The organism is Streptomyces sp. ITFR-6 (genome assembly GCF_031844725.1).
Taxonomy (GTDB): domain Bacteria; phylum Actinomycetota; class Actinomycetes; order Streptomycetales; family Streptomycetaceae; genus Streptomyces.
The window spans coordinates 1356844-1368666 of record NZ_CP134612.1 but is presented as its reverse complement, the minus strand read 5'-3'; the positions used below and the strand labels follow the sequence as shown (position 1 = coordinate 1368666).

The 11823-nt window shown below is 71.1% G+C and carries 12 protein-coding genes; 7 read left to right on the top strand and 5 right to left on the bottom strand.

Annotated features, from left to right (window positions below; translation table 11 throughout):
- Positions 1-209: 209 nt before the first annotated feature.
- The 3 genes from RLT59_RS05880 to RLT59_RS05870 are packed head-to-tail and all read left to right on the top strand — an operon-like array spanning position 210 to position 1288.
- Positions 210-440: a DUF6296 family protein gene (locus RLT59_RS05880; protein WP_073735208.1), complete on the top strand. Its 231-nt coding sequence runs from the start codon at positions 210-212 to the stop codon at positions 438-440.
- 30 nt (positions 441-470) lie between these two features.
- Positions 471-677 carry a hypothetical protein gene (locus RLT59_RS05875; protein ID WP_311302401.1) on the top strand — a complete coding sequence of 69 codons (207 nt, stop codon included), beginning with the start codon at positions 471-473 and terminating at the stop codon, positions 675-677.
- Between the two features lie 26 nt (positions 678-703).
- Entirely contained in the window at positions 704-1288 is a 585-nt protein-coding gene (locus tag RLT59_RS05870) for a TerD family protein (protein ID WP_311302400.1), read from the top strand.
- A 63-nt stretch (positions 1289-1351) separates the two neighbouring features.
- Here RLT59_RS05870 and RLT59_RS05865 read toward each other — a convergent pair whose 3' ends face one another.
- Positions 1352-2233: a DMT family transporter gene (locus RLT59_RS05865; RefSeq protein WP_311302399.1), complete on the bottom strand. Its 882-nt coding sequence runs from the start codon at positions 2231-2233 to the stop codon at positions 1352-1354.
- Positions 2234-2425: 192 nt separating this feature from the next.
- On the opposite strand from RLT59_RS05865, the gene RLT59_RS05860 reads away from it, so the two are divergent.
- On the top strand, positions 2426-3580 hold the full coding sequence (locus RLT59_RS05860) for a winged helix DNA-binding domain-containing protein (RefSeq protein ID WP_311307624.1): 1155 nt from the start codon (positions 2426-2428) through the stop codon (positions 3578-3580).
- Positions 3581-3642: 62 nt separating this feature from the next.
- Here the strand turns inward: RLT59_RS05860 and RLT59_RS05855 are convergent, their stop codons facing one another.
- Positions 3643-4485 carry a helix-turn-helix transcriptional regulator gene (locus RLT59_RS05855; RefSeq protein WP_311302398.1) on the bottom strand — a complete coding sequence of 281 codons (843 nt, stop codon included), beginning with the start codon at positions 4483-4485 and terminating at the stop codon, positions 3643-3645.
- 138 nt (positions 4486-4623) lie between these two features.
- On the opposite strand from RLT59_RS05855, the gene RLT59_RS05850 reads away from it, so the two are divergent.
- Entirely contained in the window at positions 4624-6300 is a 1677-nt protein-coding gene (locus tag RLT59_RS05850) for an AMP-binding protein (protein ID WP_311302397.1), read from the top strand.
- Complete coding sequence (locus RLT59_RS05845; RefSeq protein WP_311302396.1) at positions 6297-7904, top strand: AMP-binding protein; 1608 nt, start codon at positions 6297-6299, stop codon at positions 7902-7904. Before RLT59_RS05850 ends, RLT59_RS05845 begins: the two co-directional genes overlap by 4 nt.
- A 13-nt stretch (positions 7905-7917) precedes the next feature.
- Here RLT59_RS05845 and RLT59_RS05840 read toward each other — a convergent pair whose 3' ends face one another.
- The 3 genes from RLT59_RS05840 to RLT59_RS05830 form a co-directional block, all read right to left on the bottom strand.
- Positions 7918-8160 carry a hypothetical protein gene (locus RLT59_RS05840; RefSeq protein ID WP_311302395.1) on the bottom strand — a complete coding sequence of 81 codons (243 nt, stop codon included), beginning with the start codon at positions 8158-8160 and terminating at the stop codon, positions 7918-7920.
- Positions 8161-8236: 76 nt separating this feature from the next.
- A complete protein-coding gene (locus RLT59_RS05835; RefSeq protein ID WP_311302394.1) occupies positions 8237-8773 on the bottom strand; it encodes a GNAT family N-acetyltransferase in 537 nt (178 codons plus the stop codon).
- Positions 8774-8808: 35 nt separating this feature from the next.
- Complete coding sequence (locus tag RLT59_RS05830; RefSeq protein ID WP_311307623.1) at positions 8809-9543, bottom strand: hypothetical protein; 735 nt, start codon at positions 9541-9543, stop codon at positions 8809-8811.
- Between the two features lie 294 nt (positions 9544-9837).
- Between RLT59_RS05830 and gcl the strand changes: the two genes are divergently transcribed.
- A complete protein-coding gene (gcl, locus tag RLT59_RS05825) occupies positions 9838-11613 on the top strand; it encodes a glyoxylate carboligase (RefSeq protein WP_311302393.1) in 1776 nt (591 codons plus the stop codon).
- Positions 11614-11823: the final 210 nt, after the last annotated feature.

The window sequence follows — 11823 nt, the reverse complement described above, 5'->3', positions numbered from 1 at the left end:
AACCGCAGCCCGCCCGCCTTCGAATGTCCCGTACCTCCCCAGGATAGAGGGACCGTGCCGGACCCGCAGCGCGCGGCTTCGGACGGGCGGCGACGGCACGGGTGAGAGACGATGGGAAGGTGTGGGCGCACAGCGCCCCGAAGGGCGGGAACGGCACCGAGAGCCGCGTGGAGAGGCCGTCCGCAGACGCAGCCGACGGAAAGGCCGTCATGGATTACCCCGAGAGCTACCAACTGGTGTTTCAGTCGTCCGCGGTGGAGGACGACGCGGTGATCGTCCGGCGCACCGCGCAGTCCGGGGCCGGTGGATACCCGGTCTACGAGGACGAGACCGGGATCGTCCGGGCCGAGATCAGCGAGCGAGGCGAGGTGCGCATGCTCGCCAGTGGCGGGCACCAGGTCCTCGGGACGCCGCTGGTGGTCCGCGAACCGGCCCCGTAGGACAGGCGACGGCTGGGCAGGTCGGCCGTCGTGGCGGCCAGAAAAGGAATCGTGACGGTCGGAAAAGAAGTCGTGACGGCCGGAAAAGGAACAGAGTTCGCGGACCCCTATCACGTGCTCATGTCCGGTGACATCCTGCCGACGCAGGACAATCCGTCTTCAGGCGTCAAACACTTGGTCGAAATTTTGCCCCTGGTGGGATGCGCGGGGGAGACACCAGGCACACTCGACCTGTAGGAATCTCGCCACGAAGAGGATCACGCATGATCACGTTGAACAAGGAAGACGGCCCGGCGGATCTGGACGGGGTGACCCACCTGTCCATCGGGGTGTCCTGGGACCCCACTGTCGGCAGCAGTGGCGGGCTGATGGGGAAGCTTCGCCAGAAGAAGGGCACCGACCTCGACCTCATCGCCATCGCGATGCAGGGCGCGGACCCGGTCCGGCTGGCCGGTCTGGACTCCCTGGACCCGCTGGGCAACGGCTCGCTGGTGCACAGCGGTGACAACCAGACCGGAAAGGGCGACGGCGACGACGAGACGGTGACCGTCGACTTCGCCCGGGTGCCGACGAACATCACGTCCATCGTCTTCATCGCCGCCGCGTACAAGAAGGGCAGCTCCTTCCAGAACGCGCGCAACATCAGCTTCAAGGTGTACGACGCGACGGGTGGCAGCAGCCAGCAGGTCGCCGACATCTGGCCGAGCCTGCTCAGCAACGACAACGGCTGCGCCGTGGCCAAGGCGATGCGCGTCGGCGGGGGCTGGAAGCTTGAGGTGATCAACGAGACGGGGAAGATCAAGCAGGGCACCGAGCAGGCCCTGATGCGTTTCGCCGTGAGCAAGTAACCGGCGGGCCGCCGGGGCGTGTTCCTGGAGGACAGCGTCCCCGTCCCGCATGCGCGGTGGTGTTCAGTCCACCCGGCGCGCGCGGGACGGGGACGCCGGGTTTCCGGCCGCCAGCGGTGACCGAGCCAGTTCGACGCAGCCCGCGGTGATCAGGACCAGGGCCAGCAGCTCCGGGAGCAGCCACCAGCCGGTGTGCAGCTCCTCGCCGAACAGGGTCACCCCGTACAGGACGCTGATCAGGGCGTCGCCCAGCGTCAGGCACGGCTGCACCGCGACCAGCGTGCCCGCCTGGAGCGCGTTCTGGAGAAGGAACAGGGCGCCGACGCCCGCCGCGGCCGTGGCGTAGAGCTGCCAGGACTCGAAGAGCACCACCACCCCGTCGCCGTCACTGAGCCGCGCCATGGCGTCCTTCATCAGGGCGGCGGTGAGCGCGTACCCGCAGGCGGCGGCCAGGCCGAGCAGCGCGGCCCGGGAGTTGCCCCGAGTGGCCCGTGCCCCGGCGATCAGCGCCACCTCGAAGAGGCCGGTGAGGATCAGCGCCGGAACCCACGCCGCCCCGTGCACCGTCTCGCTCCCTCCCCCCGGGGCGGCCGACGCCATGCCGAGGGCCAGCCCCGCCGTCACGGCGGCCGCCCCCAGCCAGACGGGCCGGGGTACCCGCACCCGCATCACGAACCCCGCGAGCAGCAGGGTCGCCGGCAGCTCGATCACGAAGATCGGCTGGACCACCGCGATCGGCCCGGTCGCCAGGGCGACGGCCTGGCAGACGGCCGCGACGATCACCAGCGCGATCCCCGCGAGCCACACCTTCTGGCGCAGCAGATGACCGATCAGCGACAACCGCATCGCCTCCCGGTCGGGGACGTCGAGGGCGGCGCGGCGCTGGAGGACGGAGGCGGACCCGTTGCTGAGCGCGGTCAGGATGGCGAAGAGGACGCTGATCACCGGTCCATGATGCGGGCGGACGCCGCCGGCGCCGGGGACCCGCGCCCGACGGCCCGGCGCAGGCGCGAAGGGCCACGCGACGGCCCGGCGGACGCGCGAAGGGCCACGCGACGGCCCGGCGGACGCGCGAAGGGCCACGCGGGCGCGGCCATCAGGACGGAACCCGTCCTGATGGCCGCGTACCGTGCCGCCATGGCCGAGAAGAAGAAGACCACCGCCCCGGCCCCCGCGGTGCTCTCGCCGCGGGCGCTGGGGCGCGCGACGCTGGAACGCCAACTGCTGCTCCGCCGCGCCGATATGACGGCCAAGGAGGCGATCCGGCACCTCGTCGGCCTCCAGGCGCAGAACCCCGGGCCGCCCTACTTCCAGCTGCTGGCCCGGCTGAAGGGCTTCGACCCGGCCGAACTCGCCGCGCTGATGGAGTCGCGCGAAGTCGTCCGCATCGTCACCCTGCGCTCCACCATCCACACCCACACCGCGGATGACGCCCTCACCCTCCGCCCCCTCGTCCAGGAGGCCCGCGACCGGGAGCTGAGGATCTTCCGGAAGCGGCTCGTGGGCGTGGACCTGGACCGGCTCGGAGACATCAGCAGGGAGTTCGTCGAGGAGGCGCCCCGCACTCCGAAGGAGATCCGCGAGCGACTGCTCACCGAATGGCCGGACGCGGATCCGCAGGCCCTGAGCACGGCGGCCCGCTGCGTGCTGCCGCTGGTCCAGGTGACCCCGCGCGGGGTGTGGGGCAGAAGCGGCCGGGTGGCGCTGACCACCGTCGAGCACTGGCTCGCCCGCCCTTCGGAGCCGGTCCCCGCGCCCGACGCCACCGTGCTCCGCTACCTCGGCGCGTTCGGCCCGGCGTCGGTGCGGGACATGCAGTCCTGGGCCGGGCTGACCCGGCTGGCGGAGGTCTTCGACCGGCTCCGTCCGCGACTGGTCACCTTCCGGGACGAGAACGGCGTCGAGCTGTTCGACCTGCCCGACGCCCCGCGCCCCGCGGCGGACACCCCCGCCCCGCCACGCTTCCTGCCCGAGTTCGACAACGTGCTGCTCGGCCACGCGGACCGCACCCGGATCGTCCCGCCCCGGTTCAAGGGGCGCAACGGGGTGGGGAACCAGAGCTACGGGAGCGTACTGTTCGACGGCTTCCTCGCCGCCCTGTGGCGGCTCGACACCGGCCGGGGCGGCGCACCGGCCACCGTCACCGTGCAGGAGCTGCGCCCGCTCGGCGCGGCGGGGCGCGACGCCGTCACGGAGGAGGCGGCCGCGCTGCTCTCCGTGATGACGGAGGCGGCCACGGACGGCGGCGGCTACGACATCAGGTTCGCCTCGTTCATCGACTTCGGCGAGTGAGGTGAGGCTCGCGTGAGGTGTGCGGGCGCCGCAGGCAGGGGTTACGGCTCAAGGCTTACGGGTTACGGCAGCAGCCCCGCGCGCCGGGCCGCGACGACCGCCTCCAGCCGGGTGTGCGCACCGAGCTTGCGCATCGCGGAGCGCAGATACCCCTTCACCGTCTCCGGGCGCAGCCCGAGCCGGCCCGCCGCCACCGCGTTCGTCGCACCCGCCGCGACACACGCGAGGACATCCAGCTCACGTGGCGCGAGCTGCACCTCCGGGGCCTTCGGCGCCCGCGCACCGGCCGCGGAGGCGAGCCGCCCGCACACCGCGAGCAGCTCGTCGCGCAGCGCGGGGTCGAGCACCTTCGGGACCAGGGCGCGCAGTTCCCGGTGGGCCGACCTGACGTCCTCCCAGGCCTCCGGGGCGGCCCGCGGATCGGTCACCTGCTCGCGGGTCACGGCGAGCAGCTGCTGCACCTCGTCCCGGACGGCCAGCGCCTGTTCCACGTCGCGGGCCGCCGCCACCGCCGCGTCGAACGTGCGGTCCCCGAGGGTGAGGGGCTCGCGCAGGGCCCCGTACAGCAGGCCGCGCACCTTGCGCCGTACGACGACGGGTACCGCGACGACCGAGCGCAGGCCCTCCGCAGCCACGGCCATGTCGTACTCGTGGCTGATGTGGCGCGAGGAGTGGTAGTCGGTCACCGCGCACGGCCGGGACAGGGCGATCGCCTTGCCGCCCAGACCGCTGCCGGCCGAGATCACCAGCCCGCGCAGCGCCGCGGTGTGCGCCCCGTTCAGCTCGGCGATCCTGGCGTGGTGGGTGTCGGAGAGCAGCCCGCCGAACGCCACGGGCAGCCCGCTCGTCCGGCGCAGTCGCAACAGCGCGGCCTGCATCTCCACCGCATCGACGGATTCCGGCACGTTGCCGCCTCTCTGCCCGGCTCCGGGGGACGCGGCATCGCCCTCCGCACCCCCGTACCCCCGTTCGGGGGTGGTGAGACCTGAGTCACTGTTTACATGATGTTAAGTGACCGGTCCGGTCCGCAATGAGGAGGGCATATGTCGGCCACCAGTGCGACGGAGACGTTCCGGGCCGCCCGGGACTTTCTGCTGCGACACCGCGAGGACTACACCGCGGCCTACGAGGGTTTCCGCTGGCCCCGCAGCGACCACTTCAACTGGGCGCTGGACTGGTTCGACGTCATCGCCCGGGACAACGACCGCACCGCCCTGCACATCGTGGAGGAGGACGGCGGGCGCACCGAGATGTCGTTCGCCAGGATGTCCGCCCGCTCCAACCAGGCCGCGAACTGGCTGCGCGCCCAGGGCGTCCGGGAGGGCGACCGTATCCTCGTGATGCTCGGCAACCAGGTGGAGCTGTGGGAGACCGCGCTCGCCGCGATGAAGCTGCGTGCCGTCGTCATCCCCGCGACCCCGCTGCTGGGCCCGGCCGACCTGCGCGACCGGGTCGAGCGCGGCCGGGTCCGCCATGTGCTGGTCCGGGACGCCGACACCGCCAAGTTCGACGAGGTGCCCGGCCGCTACAGCCGGATCGTCGTCGGCGCGGACACCGAGGGCTGGCTCTCCTACACCGGGGCCGACCAGCAGCCGGAGACCTTCACGGCGGACCGGGAGACCGACGCCGACGAACCGCTGATGCTCTACTTCACCTCGGGCACGACCGCCAGCCCCAAGCTCGTCGAGCACACCCATGTGTCCTACCCCGTGGGTCATCTCTCGACGATGTACTGGATCGGGCTGAAGCCCGGCGACGTCCACCTCAACATCTCCTCGCCGGGCTGGGCCAAGCACGCCTGGTCCAACCTCTTCGCGCCGTGGACCGCGGAGGCGACCGTCTTCATCTTCAACTACACCCGCTTCGACGCGGCCCGGCTGATGGCCGAGATGGACCGCTCGCAGATCACCAGCTTCTGCGCGCCTCCCACCGTCTGGCGGATGCTCATCCAGGCCGACCTCTCCCAGCTGAAGACCCCGCCCCGCGAGGTCGTCGCGGCCGGCGAACCGCTCAACCCGGAGGTCATCGAGTCGGTCCGGCGCGCGTGGGGCGTCACCATCCGGGACGGATTCGGTCAGACGGAGACGGCCGTCCAGGTCGCCAACACCCCCGGCCAGAAGCTGAAGGCCGGCTCGATGGGGCGCCCGAGCCCCGGCTTCGAGGTGGTGCTGCTGGACCCGGTCAGCGGGGAGCCCGGCGCCGTCGAGGGCGAGATCTCCCTCGATCTGTCGGCCCACCCGGTCGGCCTGATGACCGGCTACCACGGCGACCCGGACCGCACCGCGGAGGCCATGGCGGGCGGCTACTACCGCACCGGGGACATCGGCTCCCGCGACGAGGACGGCTACATCACCTACGTCGGCCGCGCGGACGACGTCTTCAAGGCCTCCGACTACAAGATCTCGCCGTTCGAGCTGGAGAGCGCCCTGCTGGAGCACGAGGCCGTCGCGGAGGCGGCGGTCGTACCGGCCCCCGACCCGCTCCGGCTCGCCGTCCCGAAGGCGTACGTCGTGCTGGCCGAGGGCTGGGAGCCGGGGCCCGACACGGCCAAGGTGCTCTTCGCCCACTCGCGCGCGGTCCTCGCCCCGTACAAGCGGATCCGCCGACTGGAGTTCGCCGAGCTGCCCAAGACCGTCTCCGGCAAGATCCGCCGGATCGAACTGCGTGAGGCCACGGCCCGGGGCACCGGCGCCGAGTACGCGGAGGGGGACCTGACATGACCGAGCCGTCCTACGCCCACGGCACCGGCACCACCGCCCTGCTGGGCGACACCATCGGACGCAGCCTCGACCGGGCGATCGAGGCGTACGGCGAGCGCGAGGCGCTGGTCGACGTGGCCTCCGGGCGGCGCTGGACGTACGCCGAATTCGGCAGGGACGTCGAGGAGCTGGCCCGCGCGCTGATGGCGTCGGGGGTGGCCAAGGGCGACCGGGTCGGCATCTGGGCGCTCAACTGCCCCGAGTGGGTGCTCGTCCAGTACGCCACCGCCCGCATCGGCGCCGTCATGGTCAACATCAACCCCGCGTACCGGGCGCACGAGCTGGAGTACGTGCTGAAACAGTCCGGCATCTCGCTCCTGGCCGCCACGCTCTCGCACCGCACCAGCGACTACCGCGCACTGGTCGAGGAGGTCCGGGCGAACTGCCCCGCGCTGCGCGCCGTGCACTACATCGGCGACCCCAGCTGGGACGAGCTGACGGCGGCCGCCGGATCAGTCACGCCGGAAGAACTCGCCGTACGCGAGGCCGAGTTGTCCTGCGACGACCCGATCAACATCCAGTACACCTCCGGCACCACGGGCTTCCCCAAGGGGGCCACCCTCTCCCATCACAACATCCTCAACAACGGCTACTTCGTAGGGGAATTGGTCGCCTACACCGAACAGGACCGGGTCTGTCTGCCGGTGCCCTTCTACCACTGCTTCGGCATGGTCATGGGCAACCTCGGCGCCACCTCGCACGGCGCCTGCATCGTGATCCCGGCCCCCGCCTTCGAGCCCGCCGCCGTGCTCGCCGCGGTCCAGCAGGAGCGCTGCACCTCGCTCTACGGCGTCCCCACGATGTTCATCGCGGAGCTCAACCTCCCCGGCTTCGCCTCGTACGACCTCTCCTCGCTGCGCACCGGCATCATGGCCGGATCCCCCTGCCCGGTCGAGGTGATGAAGCGGGTCGTCGCGGAGATGCACATGGACGAGGTGTCCATCTGTTACGGGATGACGGAGACCTCACCGGTCTCCCTGCAGACCCGCCGCGACGACGACCTGGAGCGCCGCACCGGCACCGTCGGCCGCGTGATGCCGCACATCGAGGTCAAGGTCATCGACCCGGCGACGGGCGTGACGCTGGAGCGCGGTGTCTCGGGTGAACTCTGCACCCGGGGCTACAGCGTGATGCTCGGCTACTGGGAGCAGCCCGAGCGGACCGCCGAAGTGATCGACGCGGGGCGCTGGATGCACACCGGGGACCTCGCGGTGATGCGTGAGGACGGTTACGTACAGATCGTCGGCCGGATCAAGGACATGATCATCCGAGGTGGTGAGAACGTCTATCCGCGCGAGATCGAGGAATTCCTCTACGGGCACCCGAAGATCGCGGACGTGCAGGTCGTGGGGGTGCCGGACGAGCGGTACGGCGAGGAGATCCTGGCCTGCGTCATTCCCGTGGACCCGGCGGACCCGCCGGCCCTGGAGGAGGTGGCGGCGTTCTGCCGCGGACAGCTGGCGCACTACAAGGTGCCGCGACTGCTGGAGATCCTCGAAACCTTCCCGATGACGGTCAGCGGGAAGGTCAGGAAGGTCGAACTGCGCGAAAACTACGGCCGGTAGGGCCGGGGCGCCGTCAGGCGGCTTCGATGATGTCGCCCGTGGCGGCGGACTGTGTGGCGGCGGCCCACTCGATCAGGAGCACCTCGTACGCGGCCGACTCCACGGAGGACCAGTCCTGCCCGGCACGGGCGTCGACGAGCGCGCGGATCGCCTCGTTCGCCTCGACGGCGGCGGGGTGGGACGGCTGGGCGAGGTACGCGGGCTGCGGGGCGTGCGCCGGCGCATTGGGTGGAGAAAGCCGTGGAGTTAAGACCATGCGCCCCACTGTAAGGCCCGCCACCGACAACCGGCCGAACATCTGTGGCCCCTGGCTCGAACGTGACCGATAGCACTCACTGTGGCCGGTTGATTTCTGTGAGGTGCGGCACTTCGCGGCGCATGCAGACCCGCGGCCACCGGTCCAGTCCGTGCTCCGCCTCCTCCGCCCGGATCTTGCGCAGTCCGTCGGTGAGTTCGGCCCCCGTCAGCACGCGGAAGCCGAGCCGGGCGTAGTACGGCGCGTTCCACGGGACGTGGGAGAACGTGGTGAGGGTGAGCGCGGCCAGGCCCTCGGCCGAGGCCCAGCGGTCCGTACGGTCGATGAGGGCGCTGCCCAGTCCGCGCCGGGCGGCCGCCGGGTGGACCGAGACCTGCTCGATATGGGCGGCGCCGTCGACCGGATCCGCGAAAAGATAGCCCAGCGGCCGGTCGTCGGCGCCGACCGTCACCCAGGCGCGGCCGGCCCGCCGGTACTCGTCCAGAACGTCCAGGGGCGGCGGCTCGTCGTCGGCCACGCCGGACATGCCGACGGCGCGGAAGGACTCTCCGGCGGCACGCTCGATGTCCTGGAGCAGCGGGAGATCGGGGCGTCGGGCAGGGCGGATGCGCATCCCCCAGTGTGACTCCTCCCCGCCCCGGACGGCGCTCAGGCGCCCGTGCTGACGAGTTCGTCCGCCGGGCTGTTCACCGGCTGCGGGGTCCCGGTGAGGTCCATGACGAAGAGCGGGATGGTCAGCCCGTCCGCGCGCTCCCTGGCGTCCGGCGCGTAGCCGGCGAGCGAGAAGAACACCGCGGAGACCGAGGTGCTCAGCGCGTTGAGCCACAGGCATTCGACATCGCGCAGCGCGGTCGTCCTGGTGGTGGAGTCGACCTGGGCGATCAGCCCCGCCGCCCGCAGGTCGATCCGGGACGAGGGGCGCTCCGCGGGCTGGACGACCTCGCGGTAGCCGAGCCACTTCAGGTACAGCGCGGCGGCACCGACCGCGTCGCGCGCGGTACGGATCGTCAGCGGCCGGAACGCCGGTCTGGGCGCCGATGCCGTACGCGGTAACGGGATGTGGGACGGCCGAACCGGCGGGTCCGCCCGATGGGGGCCGCCGTCCGGCGCGCGGCCCAGAGACGCCACCGGGCGGACCGGGATCCGCAGCACCGCACCGCACGGGCAGCACAGCTCGGGCTGCGGCCACTGGTCGTGCCGCCCGCAGGCACGGCAGCGCACCGTCACCCAGTCGTCGTTCCAGGTGCGGTGGGTGATCGCCGTGACGGAGGCGCCGCGCAGCAGCGGCGGGGCGGTCGGGGCGCCACACGGGCAGGGGTAGGCGGCCGTGACGTACACGTGGTCGCGGCGGCAGGCCGGGCACCGTACCGGCACAGACTCCACCATGGCCTCCCTCCCCGTACGGACCAACGGACGGCCCGGATTCCGGGCCGTCTCCGCTCCGTACCCCCATGCTCCACCAAGAGCGAGGTCCGGGTGAGGGAGTTGAGCCACTTCGCCAAAACGCCTCCGCCGCCGGCCCGCGCGGGGCCGTCTCTCTTGACGGCTGTCCGGACGCGCTTTAGATTTACTTCCGTATAGCAGAATCAAACTTCCGCAATATGGAATTGGTGCTCTCAGGTGGCGCGACAGAGCCCGACTCCACCCAGGTCCGAGCAGGAGCACTCAATGCCTCGAATGACCGCTGCCCGAGCGGCAGTTGAGATCCTCAAGCGCGAAGGCGTCAGCAACGCGTTCGGTGTGCCGGGCGCGGCGATCAACCCCTTCTACGCGGCCCTCAAGGCCTCCGGCGGGGTTCATCACACGCTCGCCCGCCACGTCGAGGGCGCCTCCCACATGGCGGAGGGCTACACCCGGGCCCACGCGGGGAACATCGGCGTCTGCATCGGTACGTCGGGACCCGCCGGCACCGACATGATCACCGGCCTCTACTCCGCCATCGCCGACTCGATCCCGATCCTGTGCATCACCGGCCAGGCCCCGACCGCCGTCCTCCACAAGGAGGACTTCCAGGCCGTCGACATCGCCTCGATCGCCAAGCCGGTGACCAAGGCCGCCACCACCGTCCTGGAGGCCGCGCAGGTCCCCGGCGTCTTCCAGCAGGCCTTCCACCTGATGCGCACCGGCCGGCCCGGCCCGGTCCTCATCGACCTGCCGATCGACGTTCAGCTCACCGAGATCGAGTTCGACCCCGACCTCTACGAGCCGCTGCCGGTGCACAAGCCCGCCGCGAGCCGCAAGCAGATCGAGCGCGCGCTGGAGATGCTGAACGACTCCGAGCGCCCGCTGCTCGTCGCGGGCGGCGGCATCATCAACGCCGACGCGTCCGAACTCCTGGTGGAGTTCGCCGAACTGACCGGCGTCCCGGTCGTCCCGACCCTGATGGGCTGGGGCATCCTCCCCGACGACCACGAGCTGAACGCCGGCATGGTCGGCCTCCAGACCTCGCACCGCTACGGCAACGCGACGTTCCTGGAGTCCGACTTCGTCCTCGGCATCGGCAACCGCTGGGCCAACCGCCACACCGGCAAGCTGGACGTCTACACCGAGGGCCGCACCTTCGTCCACGTCGACATCGAGCCCACCCAGCTGGGCAAGATCTTCGCCCCCGACCTCGGAATCGCCTCCGACGCCAAAGCGGCGCTGGAACTCTTCGTCGAGGTGGCCCGCGCGCTGAAGGCGGCGGGGCGTTTGAAGGACCGCTCGGCGTGGGCGGCGTCCACGCAGGAGCGCCGTGCGACCCTCCAGCGCCGCACGCACTTCGACAACGTCCCGCTGAAGCCGCAGCGCGTGTACGAGGAGATGAACCGCGCGTTCGGCCCGGAGACCCGGTACGTCACGACGATCGGCCTCTCCCAGATCGCGGGCGCCCAGATGCTCCACGTGTACCGCCCGCGCCACTGGATCAACTGCGGCCAGGCGGGCCCCCTCGGCTGGACGATCCCGGCCGCCCTGGGCGTCGCGACGGCCGACCCCGAGGGCTCCGTGGTCGCCCTCTCCGGCGACTACGACTTCCAGTTCATGCTGGAGGAGCTCGCGGTCGGCGCGCAGCACAACATCCCGTACGTGCACGTCCTGGTCAACAACTCCTACCTCGGCCTGATCCGCCAGGCCCAGCGCAACTTCGACATCGACTTCCAGGTCAACCTGGAGTTCGAGAACCTCAACTCCCCGGAACTGGGCGTCTACGGCGTGGACCACGTCAAGGTCGTCGAGGGCCTGGGCTGCAAGGCGATCCGCGTCACCGAGCCGGACCAGCTGCTGCCGGCCTTCGAGGAGGCGAAGAAGCTGGCGGCCGAGCACCGGGTCCCGGTGGTGGTCGAGGCGATCCTGGAGCGCGTCACGAACATCGCGATGAGCGGTACGGACATCGCGTCGGTCAACGAGTTCGAGGACGTGGCGACGGAACCGGGCCACGCCCCGACGGCGATCAGGCCGTACGCGAAGGCCTGAGTCCGGAGGGCCTGCGGGCTGTCCCCCGAAGAGCACCTGCGAGGCCGTAGGTGCTCTTCGGCTGTGCGTTTCCCGCCATTGCCCGCCGCAGCCTGACCTGACATCGATCAACTGCCGCCGGCTCCATATCGGCGGGCGGCCGGGATTCTTGCCCTTCGGTAACAGCGGCTCCGGCACCGGCCATTGCGCGTCTGTCGGATCTCCGCGTGT